We start from the raw sequence: 18,087 nt of genomic DNA, 5'->3' as shown, positions 1-18,087 counted from the left end.
CGCGTCTCGTGACACCGTTTCACGTGAAACATGCGCAGAACGTCGCGTCGACCAGGCGCCCCGGTGATGAAGCGCGCCAATTGCGTCATTTCGTACCAAGCACCCCGCGAGTGAATCGGCTCACCTGACGCGTGTGCGTGCGTGATGTTTCACGTGAAACACCGTAGGGGAGCAGGCCTGTTCGACCGAGGGATCTAATTCGACCCGAAGCCGGGCTCTCCCAGAACCGCAAGAATCCGGTTCAGGTCGCCGATCGTGGCAAAATCGATATTGATCTGTCCCTTACGCGCGCCCAGGTTGATCTTCACCCGGGTGTCCAGGCGATCGCCAAGGTGTGAAGCGATCTCGTCGAGGTGACCCTGGCGTTTGCCTGCCGATGGTCGAGGCGCCTGCGCCTTCGGCACTGCCGTCGCCGCGGCTTCCGCCGCCCGCACAGAGAGGTCCTCGTTGACGATCTTGTCGGCGAGACGAAGCATCCCTTCCGGATCGCCCACGGAGAGGATCGCACGGGCGTGACCGGCGGACAGGACACCCGCGGCGACCCGTACCTGGACGGCTTCCGGAAGCTTCAGGAGACGGATCGTGTTGGTGATTTGTGGCCTTGACCGGCCAATTCGCTGTGCGAGCTCGTCCTGGGTGATTCCAAAGTCCGCAAGCAGCTGCTGGTACGCCGACGCCTCTTCGAGCGGATTGAGCTGGGCACGATGCAGGTTCTCGAGCAGTGCGTCTCGGAGCATGTCGATGTCCGCGGTCTCCCGGACAACGGCGGGGATGGAATCGAGGCCCGCTTCCTTGGTCGCCCGCAACCGACGCTCGCCCATGACGAGTTCGTATTTTCCGGGCTGATCGGGGAGGGGGCGCACCACGATCGGCTGCAGCACACCGACCTCGCGAATGCTGTGCACGAGTTCCGCAAGATCGGATTCGTCGAACACGCTGCGGGGCTGCACGGCATTCGGGACGATATCGAACGGATTGAGGTGCGCGAGCCGGGCACCGGGAACCGGTACGAGGACGGGCGCATCCGCATCCGCCGGCTCGACGACAGCAGAACCGCCCTCGACCAGGCCGTCCTCTGCGGGAGCACCCGAGTCCGGCACCGCGGTGAGTCCGACAGCGTCGATCCCGGCCTTGTCACCCGCCGCCGCGAGTGCGGCTGCCGCGCTCGCCTTCGCCGCCGGGGAGTACGGGAAGAACACGTCCACGGGACGGGCGAGGGTCGGGTCGTCCTGAATCGGAATCAGGGCGCCGATACCGCGGCCGAGGCCTGTTCTCTTCGCCATTACTGTCGTTCTCCTGTCTGGGGGGCACCGCGTCTGGCGATTTCCGCTGCTGCTTCAAGGTAGGAGAGCGATCCTGCCGAGTTCAGGTCGTAACTGATCACGCTCTGACCGTAGCTCGGCGCCTCAGAAACCCGCACAGAGCGCGGAATGAGGGTACTCAACACCTGGTCGGGGAAGTGATCGCGCACGTCCTGCGCCACCTGGTTGGCCAGGTTGGTGCGGCTGTCGTACATCGTCAGCAGAATGGTCGATACCGTGAGTTCGGGGTTCAGGTGCTTCTCGATCAGTTCGATGTTCTTGAGCAGCTGGCTCAGGCCTTCGAGCGCGTAGTACTCGCACTGAATCGGGATGAGGACCTCTTTCGCGGCGACGAAGGCGTTGATCGTCAGGAGCCCGAGGGATGGGGGACAGTCGATGAACACATAGTCGTAGGGATCCGTCATTGCGGAGAGGTGCACGGTGAGGGCACGACTCAGCCGCTGTTCGCGGGCGACGAGGGAGACGAGCTCGATCTCGGCTCCCGCGAGGTGGATCGTCGCCGGTACGCAGAAGAGCGAACCGAATTCGGGGCTGCTCTGCACAACGGAGGCGAGTTCTACGTCGTTGATGATCACGTCATAGACGCTCGGGGTGTCCGCGCGGTGTTCGACGCCGAGCGCTGTCGAGGCATTTCCCTGCGGATCGAGGTCGATCACAAGTACCCGGGCACCCTGCCGGGCCAGGGCCGCTGCCAGGTTCACGGCGGTCGTGGTCTTGCCAACGCCGCCCTTCTGGTTGGACACCGTGATGATCCGGGTGCGCTCGGGCTTGGGCAGCTTCTCCGCTGCGATCACCTGACGCCTGCGCGTGAGCTCGGTGATTTCCCTGGCGAGGGGAGTGCTGCTGTCAAAACCGCGTGCGGCCGTGGTGTCGTGCTGTTCCTGGCCGGGTTGTTTCACGTGAAACCTTTACGTTCGACGGTTGAAGAGCCATCCGAGGGTGATGCACGATCCGTGTTCGCGTGTGCGAAACGCCAATCGGGGACTAATCAACTGTAGCCCTTATGACTCGCGTCACGTCCTGCAGCACGCCCTCACCGAGGGTGATCACCTCGACATTGCTGAGGTGGAAGCGACGAATCTCCTTCGCAGCCGCCGAAATTTCGCCCTGCGCACCAGCGCCCTTCATGAGCACGAGCTCGCCCCCTGCCCTGAGGAGCGGCGCCGTCAGGGGAATCAGTGTTCGGAAAGCGCTTACTGCGCGCGCGGTGACCTGGTCGAGCGGATGCGGAAGGTGCAGGTCCTCAGCACGGGCGCGCGTCACGGTCGTGTTGGTCAAACCGAGCTCCGCAACCTGCTCGGTCAGCCAAGCCACCCGGCGCTCCATCGGTTCGATCAGCACGAAGTCGACGTCGGGCCGAATGATCGCGAGCACGAGTCCGGGCAGTCCGGCGCCGGACCCGACGTCGCCGACCAGTCCGGGCCGGAGCAGCGGGGCCATGATCGCACAGTTCAGGATGTGCCGGCTCCAGAGCCGGGGCAACTCGAGCGGGCCGATCAGGCCGCGCTCCTCGCCCTGCGTCGCGAGGTTGGCCGCGAAGGCCCGTGCGACGTCGATGCGGTCCCCGAAGAGCCCGGCCGTGACGACCGGTTCGATCTCGAGCGTGTCGTTCACGGGTTCCACGTGAAACTACGCCGCGGTGATGACCGTGTGACGGTCGCGGCCTTCGCCCGTCGACTCCGACACGTAACCGTGCTCGGAGACGAGGTCGTGCACGAGCTTGCGCTCATAGGACGACATCGGCGGCAGGGAGGCTTCCGTCGCGCCTGCGGCGATGCGCTCGATCGCCCGGGTCACGAGGACGCCGAGCTCCGCCTGGCGGGCCTCACGGGAGCCGCCGATGTCGAGGATCAACCGGGAGAACGACCCGGTCTTGTTCTGCACCGCGAGGCGGGTCAGTTCCTGCAGGGCGTTCACGGTGTCCGGGCGGGAGAGCAGGCGCAGGCTTCCGGCATCCGTCGAATTGACCGACACGTAGGCGCGGCCGTTGCGGGCATCGATGTCGATGTCCCCGTCGAGGTCGCAGATGTCGAGGAATTCCTCGATGTAGTCCGCGGCGACGTCGCCCTCCTTCTCGAGCTGATCGAGGGTGGGGGAGTCGTCTTCCGCGGGGGAATCCGCGGCGATCACGTCGGTGTTCTCAGTCACGATGTCCGTCTCTTCTGTGTTCTGCTCAGTCGTTCTGTTCAGGCCCTTCGGCCTGTTCAGTCGCTTCGGACCAGTCTATTTCTTCGGGCCGGTCTGCTTCTTGGCGCGGGACTTGCCGACGGGCTGCTGACGCTGCGGCTGCTGCTTCTTCGGCTCTTCGACCACGATGATGTCGCCATCCTTCGCGATGAGCTTTCCCTTGCGCGCGAGACGCTCCTCGCGGGCCTTGGCCGCTTCACTGCCCGGTGTCGGCATGTTGCGGATGACCAGGAACTGCTGGGCCATGGTCCAGATGTTCGAGGTCAGCCAGTAGAACATGACGCCGAGCGGGAAGGCGATACCGGAGAAGGCGAAGACGAGCGGGAGTAAATACAACATCATGCGCTGCTGCTTGAACATCGGGCTCGCCTTGGTTTCCGGCGACATGTTCTTGGAGACGATCTGCAGCTGCGTGATGAACTGCGAAGCAGTCATCAGGACGACCATGGTGGCCGCGATGAGCATCACGGCGAGGTTGTACGGGCTGCCGGCCACGAGCAGCGCCCACTGCGTGGAGAACGATTCGTGCAGCGGTGCAACCCCGAACAAGGTCGCACTCCCGAAGCTCTCCGCAAGCTGGGAGTTGAGCGGACCGACGCCGGCCTTGGCGTGCTGCGCGTCGTTGAGGACGGAGAAGAGCGCGAAGAAGATCGGCATCTGCAGCAGGAGGGGAAGGCACGAGCTCAGCGGGTTCGTGCCCGTGCGCTTGTACAGTTCCATGGTCTCGCGGGACATTGCCTCGCGGGAGAACTGGTCCTTCTTACCCTTGTACTTGTCCTGGATCTTCTTGAGCTGGGGAGCGACCTCGAGCATCTTGCGCTGGCTGCGAATCTGCCGTACAAAGATGGGGATGAGCGCGGCGCGCACGACGAGCACGAGTCCCACGATCGCGAGCACCCAGGTGATGCCATCGTTGTAGCCGAGGCCAACGGTCGTGAACAACCAGTGGAAGGCGACGAGCAGGAGCTCGACAGCCCATTTCAAAGGCCAGAGAATCGTACCTAGGAGGTCCATACTTTGGGTCAGCCCTTTCCGTGGCTCACTGGGACTACAAATCCAAACGACGTCACGGCGTAGCGACGCTTGCGCTTCAGCGGAACGTCATCGACTCCGCCTTCGGCCCACGGATGACACCGGGCCAGCCGGCGTGCAGCCAGACCGGACCCGATTACAAGGCCATGTTCCTGAACGGCGCCGAGTGCGTACGCCGAACAAGAGGGATAGTACCTGCAAACGTCGCCATACAGCGGTGAGATCACCGCGCGGTAGACGCGCAGGAGCACAACCCCCAGATTGCGTGGGAGCAGAAGGACCCACGCCAACACCGTCTTCACGAGGTCGACCATCGCGGGCTACTCATCGGGAGGGCAGTCGTTCCGGCCGGCGATGGCCGGATCCGGTCATGCCCGCCGCAATTCGGCGCTGGAAACTCAGGAGGGCCTGGCTGACTTCGGCCTGCAAAACCGGCCACTCCACTTCGTGCGCCGCAGGAAGTGCGCGAATGACGACATCCGTGCCCGGGTTCACCGTAGGGAGCAGACCGAAGCACGCCGCCTTCAGGCGACGTCGCATTCGGTTGCGCCGGACGGCGTTCCCCACGTTTTTGGCGACGATGAAACCAAACCGAGGGGGTAAGCCCTCGGAATTGTCACGCAGGTACGTCACGAAATGCGGACCAACAACACGCACGCCACGGCGAACGACCATCTTGTAGTCGTTGCCGCTCGTGATGCGATTGGTCCCCGCGAGCACGTGAGTGCTTAGGCGGAAAGCTCGGTGCGACCCTTGCGACGGCGGGCACCGAGGATCGCGCGGCCGGCACGGGTACGCATGCGAAGACGGAAGCCGTGCACCTTGGCGCGACGACGGTTGTTCGGCTGGAAAGTTCTCTTGCTCATTGTGTGGTCTCCACGTATTGAATCTCCGCAGGCCAAAAAATGTAGAACGGCCGGGAAAGAGTGAGGTAGCCCGCGGGCTGGGGTCAACTGATTAAAACTACGGCCTCAATCGGTGCTGGTCAAACCCGACGGCGGTAAACGGCAGATTCTGCAGATGTTTTCTCGGTTTCCGGTCAACGACACGTACCGAATCCACAACAGAGTTGGCCGCCGCGGCAGACATTGACTACCGTGAGGACAAGTTATCCACAGGCAGCCCGCAATGCCTGTAAAACACAGCCCGAATTGCGCACAGGCGGTGGATAACCTTGTGGATGCTTTTGCTGAGGCCGTCGATTCGGCCCACACTGGTGTCGACTCTTCCGGCAGTTCCGGGTGCATTCAAGAAATCATCGACAGTACCGACACGCAGTTTCAACACACAGCGTTTCACCAGACAGTATCGACAGAGGGAACAATGGCAGCCGAAGAACAACCGATCGCGGACACCTGGCGGGCAGTGCTCACCAGCCTCGAATCGGATGACACCATCACCCCGATGCTCTACGGCTTCCTGAACCTGGTCGAACCCAAGGGCATCGCGGCCGGCACGTTCTATCTCGAAGTACCGAACGAGTTCACCGCGAGCATGCTGAACCAGCGGATGCGGGTGCCGCTGCTCGCCGCGATGGGTCAACTGTCCGAGGCGAGCGCGGTCTCGACCTTCTACGTCGTCGTCAATCCCGAACTCGAGCAGGAGTCGCTCCGTCCGGTCCAGGAGTCCGCACTGCCCAGGGACGTCGAGACACCCGCGACGCCCCAATCGGTTTTCGAGAGCGCGCCGCCCGTCGAGAGCCCGCACGACACCCGGCTCAATTCCAAGTACAGCTTCGACAACTTCGTGATCGGGCAGTCGAACCGGTTCGCGCACGCCGCCGCCGTCGCCGTTGCCGAGGCACCGGCCAAGGCGTACAACCCCCTCTTCGTCTACGGCTCCTCCGGATTGGGAAAGACCCACCTGCTCCACGCCATCGGCCACTACGCCATGAGCCTCTATCCCGGCATCCGAGTGCGTTATGTCAGTTCAGAAGAGTTCACCAACGACTTCATCAACTCGATCGCCAACAACCGCGGCTCGGCATTCCAGTCCCGGTATCGCAATATCGACATCCTGATGATCGACGACATCCAGTTCCTGCAGGGCAAGGCGGAGACCCAAGAGGCGTTCTTCCACACCTTCAACACCCTGCACGACCACAACAAGCAGGTCGTCATCACGAGCGACCTGCCGCCGAAGGCCCTGACCGGTTTCGAAGACCGCATGAGGTCCCGTTTCGAGTGGGGCCTCATCACGGATGTCCAGGCCCCCGACCTCGAGACCCGCATCGCCATCCTGCGCAAGAAGGCCCAGAGCGAGAAGCTCCAGGTTCCCCACGACATCCTCGAATTCATGGCGTCCAAGGTCTCATCCAACATCCGCGAGCTCGAGGGAACCCTGATCAGGGTCACGGCCTTCGCGAGCCTCAACCGAACGCCCGTCGACATGGACCTCGTCCAGACGGTGCTCAAGGACCTGATCACCCTCGACGAAGACAACGTCATCGCGCCGGTCGACATCATCACCAACACGGCGGACTACTTCAAGCTCACCGTCGAGGACCTCTATGGCTCCTCACGCTCCCAAGCCGTTGCCACGGCTCGACAGATCGCGATGTACCTCTGCCGCGAGCTCACCAATCTCTCCCTCCCGAAGATCGGCCAGCTGTTCGGCAACCGGGACCATACGACGGTGATGTACGCGAACAAGAAGATCAGCGAACTCATGAAGGAACGCCGCTCGATCTACAACCAGGTCACGGAGCTCACCAACCGCATCAAACAGGACCACCGCTACAAATAAGCCGCAGAATCCCTCAGTTTTCACAGTTGTGGATAACCCTGTGGAAACTCGTCGAACAACTTGTCTGAATTTGTGGAAACTACCGTCCAGCTTGTGCAAACTCCGCTGGTGGCAAGGCTCGCCCTGAACCGGGGGACGATTAACGCTCACAGGCTGCCCACAAGTTACATGTTTGTAGTTCCCAGTGAATGAGCCGCATCCACAGAGTTATCCACAGTTTCCACAACGGTTAAGAAGATTAACAAAAACTTAAACTTCTCTCTGGCCGACAACCTTTCCTCCGACACCGGAGGAAACCGAGCGACGCCGGGGCCGTTGTGAGAACGACTACCATTGAGGCCAAACAGGTCTCCGACCGACAGGAGTGACTTCGTGAGATTTCAGGCCAACCGGGACGTTTTCAGCGAAGCCGTTTCTTTTGCTGTCAAACTCCTTCCCCAGCGCACCACGCTGCCCATTTTGAGCGGTGTGCTGATCGAAGCAACAGCGACCGGCTTGATCCTCTCGTCATTCGACTATGAGGTGTCCGCGCAAACCGAAATCGCCGCCGAGGTCGAAGAGACCGGACGGGTTCTCGTGTCCGGTCGCCTCCTCGCCGAGATCGCCAGCCGGATGCCGAACGCCCCCGTCACATTCGTGACCAAGGACTCCCGCATCACGGTCAGCTGTGGAACCGCGAGCTTCACGCTCCTGTCCATGCCTGTCGAGGAATATCCAAGCATCCCGGTCGTCAGCGGCCAGGCCGGCCTGGTTCCCGCCGAAGATTTCGCCGCTGCCGTCGCCCAGGTCGCCGTCGCCGCATCGCGTGACGACGTCACGCCGGTCATCACGGGTGTCCAGCTGCAGATTTCCGAAAACAGCCTGAGCCTCGTCGCGACAGACCGCTACCGTGTCGCCGTGCGAGAAATCGACTGGGACCCCGGAACGATGGTCGCGACAGACACCATCACCGCGCTCGTACCCGCACGTACCCTGCAGGAAGTCGGCAAGACCTTCGGACACAGCGGCACGATCTCCGTCGCGATCACCAACACCGACGATCGAGAACTGATCGCATTCACCGCCGACAAGAAGACCGTCACAAGCCTGTTGATCAAGGGCAACTACCCGCCGGTTCGCCGGCTGTTCCCCGACCAGGTCGACAACTACGCCGTGATGAATACCGCGGAACTGATCGAGGCCACCCGCCGTGTCGCTCTCGTACTCGAACGCGAGGCTGCGCTGCGTTTCTCCTTCACGACCGAGGGACTCACGCTCGAAGCGGTCGGTTCCGAACAGGCACAGGCCAAGGAATCCGTCGATGCGATCCTGTCCGGCGTCGAAACCGTTGTTTCCCTCAAGCCGCAATTCCTGCTGGACGGCCTCACGGCCGTGCACTCGGAATTCGTGCGGATCTCCTTCACGAAGACGGAAAACCCGAACAAGCCGGGCCCTGTCCTGATCACGAGCCAGAGTTCGCGCGACCAGCCGGGAGCTGACAGCTACAAGTACTTGCTCCAGCCGAACCTGCTGTTGCGCTAAGAACTCCGGTGCGGGTAACTCACCTGTCCCTGACCGACTTCCGCAACTATGCGCAGGTCGAGGTTCCGTTCCAGCCGGGACCGAACCTCATCGTCGGGAGCAACGGCCAGGGGAAGACCAACCTGGTCGAGGCCCTCGGCTTCCTGAGCACACTGGGTTCGCACCGGGTGTCGACGACGGCCGCGATGATCAGGTCCGGCGAGGAATCCGCGATCATCCGGGCCAAACTCGAGTACAACGGCCGGGACCTCCTCGCCGAAGTGCAGATCAACCGCTCGGGACTGAACCGGGCGCAGATCAACCGTTCGGTGATCAAGACGAGGGAACTGCCGCGGTATTTCTCGAGCGTCCTGTTCGCTCCGGAAGACCTCGCGCTCGTCCGCGGCGACCCGTCTGGACGACGCCGTTTTCTCGACCAGCTGCTCGTCCTCCGGTCTCCGCGTCTCACCGGTGTGCTCGCCGACTACGACAGGGTGCTCCGGCAGCGCAATTCCCTGTTGAAATCGGCGAGGGCGTCCGGATTGCGCACAACCCAGCTCGGAACCCTCGAAGTGTGGGACGACCGTCTCGTGGAATTCGGTTCGGAGATCATCGACGAGCGGGCGAAGCTCGTCGAAGAGCTCGGCACACCCCTCCGCACTGCATATGAGGCCGTCGTCGGCGCCGATCACGGGCCGGCCCTGCTTGGCGCACTCAGTATCCTCGGACTGGATGACACCCTCGGCAGCGAGGAGGACACTCCCTCCGGAGCATCGGTCGGCACGAATGATGCCGGAGCGAAGGAGGCAGGGGCGACCGCCGACCTGTTCCGTGCATCCCTGGCCGGTGTGCGCAGGAAGGAACTCGACCGCGGGATGACCCTCGTCGGACCGCATCGCGACGATGTGGTGTTCATGCTCAATGCCCTGCCGGCGCGTGGGTATGCGAGCCATGGCGAATCCTGGTCGTTCGCCCTCGCGCTCAAGCTCGCAGCCGCCGAACTCCTGCGCAGGGACTCCTCGAGTGGGGATCCTGTCCTCATCCTCGACGACGTCTTCGCCGAACTCGACCAATCGCGCCGCAGCCGCCTCGCAGCCGCGGTCCTGGGATTCGACCAGGTGCTCATCACGGCAGCCGTGTTCGAGGATGTCCCCAAGCAACTGGCCGCGCACACGATTCACATCCACGCCGGGGAGGTCATCGATGGCTGAGCAGAGCGAGGCAGCACGGGTCTACCTGCGCTTCAAGGACGTGTTCGGCGACCCGAACGCGAAGCGTGTCAGGGCGAGGCGCCGGGTGCGGGACGACACCGGCTCGAGTGTCCCGTTCGGCATCGGCCGCGATCCGCGTGGCCTCGGGGACACAATCGACTCCCTGACCCTGCAACTGGGCTGGAACTCACCCCTCGCGCAGTCGGAACTGCTCGCATCCTGGATCGAACTCGCCGGTGAGGAAACCTCGAAACACTCCACTCCCGCCGGCATCGACGAGGGCGTCCTGACCGTGCACTGCGAGTCGACGGCGTGGGCGACTCAGCTGCGCATGATGCGTGTCGAAATCATGACGCACATCTCCGTCCGGTATCCGGACGCGGGCATCCTGTCAATCCGTTTTCAGGGACCCAACGCTCCCTCCTGGAAAAAGGGTCCCAGATCAATTCCAGGGCGCGGTCCACGCGATACCTACGGCTAGGGAGCCAAAACAGGTCAACCGACTAGGCAAAACGCGTCAGATCCCCGTTTATGGCCGGGAGACCATGCCCTGTTTGGTAGACTCAAGGGTCGCCCGCGCGACGGTCAGGAGCTCCATAACAGATGTCAGTCGAACCATTGATCGAGCCGGAGCATGGATACGGCGCCGACGATATCCAGGTCCTCGAAGGACTTGAAGCCGTTCGGAAGCGCCCCGGTATGTATATCGGGTCGACCGGCCCCCGAGGTCTGCACCACCTGGTCTACGAGATTGTGGACAATTCGGTGGACGAGGCCCTCGCGGGACACTGCGACACGATCGGCATCGAGATCCTCGCCGACGGAGCCGTGCGCGTCGCCGACAACGGGCGAGGAATCCCCGTCGACATTCACAAGGCGGAGGGCCGTTCGACGGTCGAGGTCGTCCTGACCGTGCTCCACGCCGGTGGAAAGTTCGGCGGCGGCGGTTATTCAGTCTCCGGCGGCCTCCACGGCGTCGGCAGCTCCGTGGTCAACGCGCTGTCCTCCCGGCTCGACGTCGCGGTTCGTCGCCAGGGCCACGTGTGGCGGCAGAGTTTCCACGACGGTGTCCCCTTCGCCCCGCTGAGCCAGGACGAAGCCTCGGACGAGACCGGAACGACGATCACGTTCTGGCCGAGCGCCGAGACCTTCGAGACCACGGACTTCGACTTCGAAACCCTGCGGGCCCGTTTCCAGCAGATGGCGTTCCTTAATAAGGGGCTCACCATCACGCTCACCGACGAACGACCGGAGCACCTCGACGCAGAGGGCGCACCGATACACAAGACCTTCATGTACGAGAAGGGACTCGTCGACTATGTCGAGTATCTCAACCGTGCCAAGAAGGCCGAACTCGTCAACGAAGAGATCATCTCCTTCGAGTTCGAAGACCACGAACGCAAGATGGCGCTCGAAGTGGCCATGCAGTGGACCACCGCGTATACGGAGAGCGTCCACACCTACGCGAACACGATCAATACCCATGAGGGCGGCACCCACGAAGAGGGTTTCCGCGCAGCGCTCACGACCCTCGTCAACAAGTACGCGAGGGAAAAGGGCATCCTCAAGGAAAAGGACGACAACCTCACCGGCGACGATGTGCGTGAAGGCCTGACCGCCGTCGTGTCGATCAAACTCGCCGAACCGCAGTTCGAGGGCCAGACCAAGACGAAGCTCGGCAACACAGAGGCGAAGTCCTTCGTGCAGAAGGTCGCCAACGACCAGCTCTCCGACTGGTTCAACCGCAACCCGATCTCGGCCAAGGAGATCATCCGCAAGGCCCTCCAGGCCTCGAACGCCCGGATGGCGGCCCGCAAGGCGCGCGAAACCGCCCGACGCAAGGGCCTCCTCGAGGGCGGCGGCATGCCGGGCAAGCTCAAGGACTGCCAGAGCAAGGACCCGTCGCTCTCCGAGATCTTCATTGTCGAGGGTGACTCGGCCGGCGGCTCCGCCGTCCAGGGCCGGAACCCGGAATACCAGGCGATCCTGCCCCTTCGCGGGAAGATCCTGAACGTGGAGAAGGCCCGGCTCGACCGTGCCCTCGGCAACGCAGAAGTCCAGGCCATGATCACGGCGTTCGGCGCCGGCATGGGCGAGGAATTCAACCCGGACAAGGTGCGCTATCACAAGATCGTCCTGATGGCCGATGCGGATGTCGACGGCCAGCACATCACGACCCTCCTGCTGACCCTGTTGTTCCGGTACATGAGGCCGCTCATCGACCTCGGCTACGTGTACCTCGCGCAGCCGCCGCTGTACCGGCTCAAATGGACGAATGCCCCGCACGAATACGTCTACTCCGACAAGGAGCGCGACGCGCTGCTCGCCGACGGCGCTGCTGCGGGCAAGCGGATCCCCAAGGACAACGGCATCCAGCGCTACAAGGGCCTCGGCGAGATGGACTACAAGGAGCTGTGGGAAACCACGATGGCGCCTGAGACCCGCACGCTGCTCCAGGTCACGCTCGACGACGCAGCGGCTGCCGACGAGATTTTCTCCACACTGATGGGCGAGGACGTCGAGTCCCGCCGCAACTTCATCCAGAAGAACGCGAAGGACGTGCGTTTCCTTGACATCTGACGACACCACCAACAACACGACCAACGAAGAGACCGCAGCGGAGGCCGCCGCGAAGGCGGCTCATCTCGAGCAGCACGGCAAGATCGACCAGGTCGACCTGCAGCTCGAGATGCAGCGCTCCTACCTCGACTACGCCATGAGCGTCATCGTCGGGCGTGCGCTTCCCGACGTGCGTGACGGCATGAAGCCCGTGCACCGCCGCGTGATCTACGCCATGTTCGACGGCGGCTACCGCCCGGACAAGGCGTTCAGCAAGTGCGCGCGCGTCGTCGGCGACGTGATGGGTCAGTTCCACCCCCACGGTGACTCCTCCATCTACGACGCCCTCGTCCGGCTGGTGCAGCCCTGGAGCCTGCGGTACCCGCTCGCCCTGGGGCAGGGAAACTTCGGCTCCCCCGGAAACGACGGCGCTGCCGCCCCGCGGTACACCGAGACGAAGATGGCCCCGCTCGCCCTCGAAATGGTGCGCGACATCGACGAGGACACCGTCGACTTCCAGGACAACTACGACGGCCGCACGCTCGAACCCACCGTGCTCCCCTCGCGCTTCCCGAACCTTCTCGTCAACGGTTCGGTCGGCATCGCCGTCGGCATGGCCACCAACATCCCGCCGCACAACCTGCGCGAGGTATCCGCCGGCGCCCTCTGGTACCTGCAGAACCCGGACGCGACCCGCGAGGAGCTTCTGGAAGCCCTCATCCAGCGGATCAAGGGACCAGACTTCCCCACCGGCGCCCAGATCCTCGGGATCAAGGGCATCCAGGATGCCTATCGCACCGGTCGCGGGTCCATCACGATGCGGGCCGTCGTCAGCATCGAAGAGCTCCAGGGTCGCACCTGCCTCGTGATCACCGAGCTGCCGTACCAGGTCAACCCGGACAACCTCGCGATCAAGATCGCCGACCTCGTCAAGGACGGCAAGATCGGTGGCATCGCCGACATCCGCGATGAGACCTCCGGCCGCACCGGCCAGCGCCTCGTGATCGTGCTCAAACGCGACGCGGTCGCGAAGGTCGTCCTGAACAACCTCTACAAGCACACCCCGCTGCAGGAGAACTTCGGCGCGAACATGCTCGCGATCGTCGACGGGGTGCCGCGCACGCTTCCCCTCGACGGTTTCGTCTCCGCCTGGGTCGACCACCAGGTCGACGTCATCGTGCGGCGCACCCAGTTCCGGCTCAACAAGGCCGAAGCGGATGCGCACATCCTGCGCGGGTACCTCAAGGCCCTCGACGCCCTCGACGAGGTGATCGCGCTCATCCGCCGGTCTCTGACCGTCGACGACGCCCGCACCGGCCTGATGGACCTCCTGGACGTGGACAAGCTCCAGGCCGACGCCATCCTGACCATGCAGCTGCGACGCCTCGCGGCCCTGGAGCGTCAGAAGATCATCGACCAGGCCGCCGAACTCGAGCTGCAGATCGTCGAGTTCCAGTCGATCCTCGCGAGCCCGGAGCGCCAGCGCACGATCATCAGCGACGAACTCACCGAGATCACCACGAAATTCGGCGACGACCGGCGGACCGAGATCATGTTCGGCTTCGACGGCGACATGTCGGTCGAGGACCTCATCCCCGAAGAGGAGATGGTGGTCACCGTCACGCGCGGCGGCTACATCAAGCGCACCCGCAGCGACAACTACCGCAACCAGCACCGCGGCGGCAAGGGCGTCAAGGGTGCCCAGCTGCGCGCGGACGACGTCGTGGAGCACTTCTTCGTCACGACCACCCACCACTGGCTGCTGTTCTTCACGAACACCGGCCGGGTCTATCGCGCCAAGGCGTACGAGGCCCAGGAATCCGGTCGCGACGCCAAGGGCCAGCACGTTGCCAACCTGCTCGCACTGCAGCCGGGCGAGGAGATCGCGCAGATCCTCGACATCCGCGACTACGGGGCGGCCCAGTACCTCACGCTCGCCACTCGCGACGGCCTGATCAAGAAGACGGCCCTGAGCGAGTACGACACGAACCGTACCGGCGGAATCATCGCGATCAAGCTGCGCGAGGGCGACGAACTCGTCTCCGCGCTGCTCGTGGAGGAAGACTCGGACCTGCTGCTCGTGTCCAGGAAGGGAATGTCGATCCGGTTCACCGCGAGCGACGAAGCCCTCCGGCCGATGGGCCGCAGCACTTCCGGCGTGATCGGGATGCACTTCCGCGGGGATGACCGGCTGCTCGACGCATCCGTTGTCTCCGACGACGGCTACGTGTTCGTCGTGACGGAGGGCGGATACGCCAAGCGCACCGCGGCCGATCAGTACCGCCTGCAGAACCGTGGCGGACTCGGTATCAAGGTCGCGAAACTCAACGATGATCGCGGGGACCTCGTCGGGTCCCTTATCGTGGATGACGAGGACGAAGTACTCGTGGTCCTTGCCAGTGGCAAGGTGGTACGCTCTGACGTCGCAGAAGTCCCTGCCAAGGGACGGGACACGATGGGCGTCGTCTTCGCTAAGTTTGCGGAAGAAGACCGGATCATCGCCATTGCGAAGAACTCCGAACGTAACCTGATCGTCGAGGAAACTGCGGACGAGCCGGAGAGCGATTCGGGAGAGGAAGAACCGTTAGATGAGTAGTGTTGCTGAGAAACTTGCCAAGAAGTCCGGCCGGAGGCCCACTGTGACAACCAAGCAGGTGCGGCTCAAGCTGGTGTACATCGACTTCTGGTCGGCGGTGAAGCTGTCGTTCCTGATCGCCCTGTGCCTCGGCATCGTGACCATCGTCGCGACCTTCCTGATCTTCACGGTGCTCAACGGCACCGGGATCTTCGGCAAGATCGACGCGCTGTACGCCGATATCGCGGGGTCTTCCTCCGATCTGGCCAGCATCCTGTCCATCGGTAATGTCATGGGCTTCGCTGTCGTCGTGGCGGTGCTGAACACGGTCGTCATCACGGCCCTGGGTGCCGTCTACGCCGTGCTGTACAACCTGAGCGTGAAGATCACCGGCGGACTGCTCGTCGGCTTCACGAACAACTAGCTCGACCTTCTCCACCCGCTCCACCCGCGTCACCCGCTCCACCCGCGTCACCGCCTCCCAATCGGGCAGCATCCGAAACGAATCGGCTGCTCGATTGGGAGAAACCGGAGGTTTCCGGTAGTCTCAAATCTGCCCAATAAGGGGGATATAGCTCAGTTGGTTAGAGCGCTTCACTGATAATGAAGAGGTCCCAGGTTCAAATCCCGGTATCCCCACGCAGTTACAGTTTTATGCAGTCGCAGTTATAAGAAGTACCGGCCGTTCCGGCCATCACCCCCGTGAATGTACGGGGCCATAGCTCAATTGGTAGAGCGCCTGCTTTGCAAGCAGGAGGTCCGGGGTTCGATTCCCCGTGGCTCCACAATCTGCACGAGAATGAATCCTGCACGAGAATGAATCCTGCACGAGAATGACAGAAGGCCCGCATCCAGTGGATGCGGGCCTTCTTTGTGTCTCTGTCTGTCTGTTACGACTCGACGGACGATGCGTTCTTGGGCTCGTCGTCGGCGACCCAGAGCTCGTCATCGGCGCGGAACGTCTGCCAGACGGCGTATGCGACTCCTGCGGCGGCGGCCAGGGCGACACCGAGCGCGATGTATGCGCCGGCCCCCGGGCCCTTCTTCTCGATCACAACGGGCTGCTGGAAGTGCAGGCGGCTCAGGGCCGCACGAACGCGGGCATCCCTGGCGACGTCTCCGACGCTCATGACGGTGCCGATAGCAGTGCCGATGCCGGGAAGCACCTTCGTGACGACCTGGCTGCGCACATCCTCTGCGAGATCCTGCGTTGCCTGGATCTTCGGGCGTACCAACTGGTCGTAGCTGTCGCGGACACGGGGAACGACTTCCTCGCGGGTGAGCACCCCCGCCTGGTGTGCGGCATCACGTGCGAGCACGTTTGCCCGATCGAGAACCTCCTGCTGGTGGTTCCACAACTCGTCTGCGCTCTTGCGCAGCTTCGTAAGTTCCTTGCGGCGCTTGCGTGACAGGCTCATCTGGACCCTCCATCGATGTCATGTGGCGAACACCATCCATCTTGCCACGCAATACCGCAAGAGGGCTTCGGATGGCGTGGACGGTCAGGATCCGTCTTCGCGCCTGTGCAAGAATTGACCCCATGTCAAAGCACACCGCCGTCGCAACGCTCAATACATCGCTCGGACCGATCAAGGTCAACCTCTTCGGCAACCACGCGCCGAAGACGGTGAAGAACTTCGTGGGCCTCGCCACCGGCGAGATCGAATGGAAGCACCCCGGCACTGGCAAGGTCTCGAAGACTCCCCTCTATGACGGGACCGTCTTCCACCGCATCATCAAGGACTTCATGATCCAGGCCGGCGACCCGCTCGGCCAGGGCACCGGTGGCCCCGGCTTCCAGTTCGACGACGAGATCAGCCCCGACCTCGACTTCACCCAGCCGTACGTCTTCGCGATGGCCAACGCCGGCATCCAGGGCGGCCGCGGCACCAACGGGTCGCAGTTCTTCATCACTGTCGTCCCGACCACGTGGCTGCAGGGCAAGCACACCATCTTCGGCGCAGTCGAGGACGAGGCCTCCCGTGCCATCGTCGCGAAGCTTGCCACCGTGCCGACCGATGGCCGTGACCGTCCCCTCACCGAGGTCGTCATCGAGTCCGTCACCGTCGAGCAGGTCTAGGCCCACTTCGAATGACTGACCTGCCCGGATCCGCAGCCAATTTCTGCTATCGGCATCCGGGCAGGCAAAGCTTCATCCTCTGTCAGCGCTGCGGCCGCACCATCTGCCCGGAGTGCCAGACACAGGCCGCCGTCGGCGTGATCTGCCCCGAGTGCATGAAGGAGCAGCGGCAGAACGCCCCGCGCACCCGCCCGGCCCTGCTGACCCGCATCTCCTCGAGCCGTGGGCCCGTCGTCACGTACGGCATCATCGGGGTCACCTTCGCCGTGTTCCTGCTGCAGCTCGTCCCGGGATTCGACGTGACGAGCGCATTGCTCTATGCGGGCATCTACTCGTACCCCGGCAGTTTCGAGCCATGGCGGATGCTCACCAGTGTCTTCGTCCACTCGACCGGCTTCATCTTCCACGTGCTTCTCAACATGTACACACTGTGGATATTCGGCCAGATCCTCGAGGGGATGCTCGGCCGCGGTCGATTCCTCGCCCTGTACCTGCTGAGCGGCCTCGCCGGTTCGCTCGGGGTGTTGTTCCTCGCTGGTCCGCTCACACCGGTCGTCGGGGCATCCGGTGCGATCTTCGGCCTGATGGGCGCGTTCCTGGTAATTCAGAGGCGCCTCGGAGGCAACTCGACACAATTGCTGATCCTGGTCGGAATCAACCTCGTGATCGGCTTCCTGCCGAACCTCAATGTTGCCTGGCAGGCGCATGTCGGCGGCCTGATCGGCGGTGCGATCCTCGGCCTGATCTACGTGCAGACTCGGCGCAGCAAGCACCAGTCGCTGCAGAACTGGCTTGTCGCGGCCTTCGCGATCGTGCTCGTCGCCCTGAGTTTCGTCAAGTTCCTGGGCTGAAAGTTATCCACAGGTCTGTCCACAA

The 18,087-nt window shown here is 63.2% G+C and carries 18 protein-coding genes and 2 tRNA genes; 11 read left to right on the top strand and 9 right to left on the bottom strand.

Annotation, left to right across the window (positions count from 1 at the left end):
* Window positions 1–194 precede the first annotated feature (194 nt).
* The 8 genes from RHM57_RS17805 to rpmH all read right to left on the bottom strand — a co-directional run bounded on the left by RHM57_RS17805 (window position 195) and on the right by rpmH (window position 5,407).
* Complete coding sequence (locus RHM57_RS17805; RefSeq protein ID WP_134448551.1) at window positions 195–1,283, bottom strand: ParB/RepB/Spo0J family partition protein; 1,089 nt, start codon at window positions 1,281–1,283, stop codon at window positions 195–197.
* Window positions 1,283–2,221, bottom strand: coding sequence for a ParA family protein (locus RHM57_RS17800; protein ID WP_134560982.1), 939 nt, complete (start codon window positions 2,219–2,221; stop codon window positions 1,283–1,285). Before RHM57_RS17800 ends, RHM57_RS17805 begins: the two co-directional genes overlap by 1 nt.
* Window positions 2,222–2,306: 85 nt before the next feature.
* The gene (gene rsmG / locus RHM57_RS17795) at window positions 2,307–2,945 is read right to left on the bottom strand and encodes a 16S rRNA (guanine(527)-N(7))-methyltransferase RsmG (RefSeq protein WP_241975188.1); all 639 of its coding nucleotides are present in this window, start codon (window positions 2,943–2,945) and stop codon (window positions 2,307–2,309) included.
* 6 nt (window positions 2,946–2,951) lie between these two features.
* On the bottom strand, window positions 2,952–3,470 hold the full coding sequence (locus tag RHM57_RS17790) for a protein jag (RefSeq protein ID WP_134558121.1): 519 nt from the start codon (window positions 3,468–3,470) through the stop codon (window positions 2,952–2,954).
* 75 nt (window positions 3,471–3,545) lie between these two features.
* Window positions 3,546–4,523 (bottom strand): membrane protein insertase YidC, encoded by a 978-nt coding sequence (gene yidC, locus RHM57_RS17785; protein WP_134448555.1) that lies wholly within the window; start codon window positions 4,521–4,523, stop codon window positions 3,546–3,548.
* An 8-nt stretch (window positions 4,524–4,531) separates the two neighbouring features.
* Window positions 4,532–4,843, bottom strand: a complete 312-nt coding sequence (yidD, locus tag RHM57_RS17780) for a membrane protein insertion efficiency factor YidD (RefSeq protein WP_134448656.1) — start codon at window positions 4,841–4,843, stop codon at window positions 4,532–4,534.
* A gap of 22 nt (window positions 4,844–4,865) precedes the next feature.
* Window positions 4,866–5,261: a ribonuclease P protein component gene (rnpA, locus tag RHM57_RS17775; protein WP_322189024.1), complete on the bottom strand. Its 396-nt coding sequence runs from the start codon at window positions 5,259–5,261 to the stop codon at window positions 4,866–4,868.
* Between the two features lie 8 nt (window positions 5,262–5,269).
* Window positions 5,270–5,407: a 50S ribosomal protein L34 gene (rpmH, locus tag RHM57_RS17770; RefSeq protein WP_010204566.1), complete on the bottom strand. Its 138-nt coding sequence runs from the start codon at window positions 5,405–5,407 to the stop codon at window positions 5,270–5,272.
* A gap of 457 nt (window positions 5,408–5,864) precedes the next feature.
* Between rpmH and dnaA the strand changes: the two genes are divergently transcribed.
* From dnaA to RHM57_RS17725, 9 genes are all read left to right on the top strand, one after another.
* Entirely contained in the window at window positions 5,865–7,286 is a 1,422-nt protein-coding gene (gene dnaA / locus RHM57_RS17765; RefSeq protein ID WP_134448558.1) for a chromosomal replication initiator protein DnaA, read from the top strand.
* 372 nt (window positions 7,287–7,658) lie between these two features.
* Window positions 7,659–8,807: a DNA polymerase III subunit beta gene (gene dnaN / locus RHM57_RS17760; protein WP_134448560.1), complete on the top strand. Its 1,149-nt coding sequence runs from the start codon at window positions 7,659–7,661 to the stop codon at window positions 8,805–8,807.
* 8 nt (window positions 8,808–8,815) lie between these two features.
* Window positions 8,816–9,997 carry a DNA replication/repair protein RecF gene (gene recF, locus RHM57_RS17755; RefSeq protein WP_134448562.1) on the top strand — a complete coding sequence of 394 codons (1,182 nt, stop codon included), beginning with the start codon at window positions 8,816–8,818 and terminating at the stop codon, window positions 9,995–9,997.
* Window positions 9,990–10,478, top strand: coding sequence for a DUF721 domain-containing protein (locus RHM57_RS17750; RefSeq protein WP_134558118.1), 489 nt, complete (start codon window positions 9,990–9,992; stop codon window positions 10,476–10,478). Before recF ends, RHM57_RS17750 begins: the two co-directional genes overlap by 8 nt.
* Before the next feature lie 122 nt (window positions 10,479–10,600).
* Window positions 10,601–12,577, top strand: a complete 1,977-nt coding sequence (gyrB, locus tag RHM57_RS17745; protein WP_134448566.1) for a DNA topoisomerase (ATP-hydrolyzing) subunit B — start codon at window positions 10,601–10,603, stop codon at window positions 12,575–12,577.
* Between the two features lie 82 nt (window positions 12,578–12,659).
* A complete protein-coding gene (gene gyrA, locus RHM57_RS17740; protein ID WP_322189891.1) occupies window positions 12,660–15,152 on the top strand; it encodes a DNA gyrase subunit A in 2,493 nt (830 codons plus the stop codon).
* Window positions 15,145–15,555 carry a DUF3566 domain-containing protein gene (locus RHM57_RS17735; RefSeq protein ID WP_134448568.1) on the top strand — a complete coding sequence of 137 codons (411 nt, stop codon included), beginning with the start codon at window positions 15,145–15,147 and terminating at the stop codon, window positions 15,553–15,555. The genes gyrA and RHM57_RS17735 overlap by 8 nt, the downstream gene beginning before the upstream one ends.
* A gap of 141 nt (window positions 15,556–15,696) precedes the next feature.
* Window positions 15,697–15,770: transfer RNA gene (locus RHM57_RS17730), tRNA-Ile, on the top strand.
* Window positions 15,771–15,843: 73 nt separating this feature from the next.
* Window positions 15,844–15,916: transfer RNA gene (locus tag RHM57_RS17725), tRNA-Ala, on the top strand.
* Window positions 15,917–16,021: 105 nt separating this feature from the next.
* Here RHM57_RS17725 and RHM57_RS17720 read toward each other — a convergent pair.
* The gene (locus RHM57_RS17720; RefSeq protein ID WP_134448570.1) at window positions 16,022–16,549 is read right to left on the bottom strand and encodes a hypothetical protein; all 528 of its coding nucleotides are present in this window, start codon (window positions 16,547–16,549) and stop codon (window positions 16,022–16,024) included.
* A gap of 122 nt (window positions 16,550–16,671) precedes the next feature.
* Here RHM57_RS17720 and RHM57_RS17715 point away from each other — a divergent pair, with 122 nt between their 5' ends.
* Window positions 16,672–17,211: a peptidylprolyl isomerase gene (locus tag RHM57_RS17715; RefSeq protein WP_134448572.1), complete on the top strand. Its 540-nt coding sequence runs from the start codon at window positions 16,672–16,674 to the stop codon at window positions 17,209–17,211.
* A gap of 11 nt (window positions 17,212–17,222) precedes the next feature.
* Entirely contained in the window at window positions 17,223–18,062 is an 840-nt protein-coding gene (locus tag RHM57_RS17710) for a rhomboid family intramembrane serine protease (protein ID WP_134448574.1), read from the top strand.
* Window positions 18,063–18,087 lie beyond the last annotated feature (25 nt).

Origin of the sequence: Cryobacterium sp. 10S3, assembly GCF_034344045.1 — a bacterium.
Classification (GTDB): domain Bacteria; phylum Actinomycetota; class Actinomycetes; order Actinomycetales; family Microbacteriaceae; genus Cryobacterium; species Cryobacterium glucosi.
This window is presented reverse-complemented; position numbering and strand designations above follow the sequence as displayed.

Excerpts from the sequence above, each read along its gene's own strand:
- RHM57_RS17805 (WP_134448551.1), bottom strand. The coding sequence starts at position 1,283 with ATGGCGAAGAGAACAGGCCTCGGCCGCGGTATCGGCGCCCTGATTCCG.
- yidC (WP_134448555.1), bottom strand. The coding sequence starts at position 4,523 with ATGGACCTCCTAGGTACGATTCTCTGGCCTTTGAAATGGGCTGTCGAG.
- rpmH (WP_010204566.1), bottom strand. The coding sequence starts at position 5,407 with ATGAGCAAGAGAACTTTCCAGCCGAACAACCGTCGTCGCGCCAAGGTG.
- dnaA (WP_134448558.1), top strand. The coding sequence starts at position 5,865 with ATGGCAGCCGAAGAACAACCGATCGCGGACACCTGGCGGGCAGTGCTC.
- RHM57_RS17750 (WP_134558118.1), top strand. The coding sequence starts at position 9,990 with ATGGCTGAGCAGAGCGAGGCAGCACGGGTCTACCTGCGCTTCAAGGAC.
- gyrB (WP_134448566.1), top strand. The coding sequence starts at position 10,601 with ATGTCAGTCGAACCATTGATCGAGCCGGAGCATGGATACGGCGCCGAC.
- RHM57_RS17735 (WP_134448568.1), top strand. The coding sequence starts at position 15,145 with ATGAGTAGTGTTGCTGAGAAACTTGCCAAGAAGTCCGGCCGGAGGCCC.
- RHM57_RS17720 (WP_134448570.1), bottom strand. The coding sequence starts at position 16,549 with ATGAGCCTGTCACGCAAGCGCCGCAAGGAACTTACGAAGCTGCGCAAG.
- RHM57_RS17715 (WP_134448572.1), top strand. The coding sequence starts at position 16,672 with ATGTCAAAGCACACCGCCGTCGCAACGCTCAATACATCGCTCGGACCG.
- RHM57_RS17710 (WP_134448574.1), top strand. The coding sequence starts at position 17,223 with ATGACTGACCTGCCCGGATCCGCAGCCAATTTCTGCTATCGGCATCCG.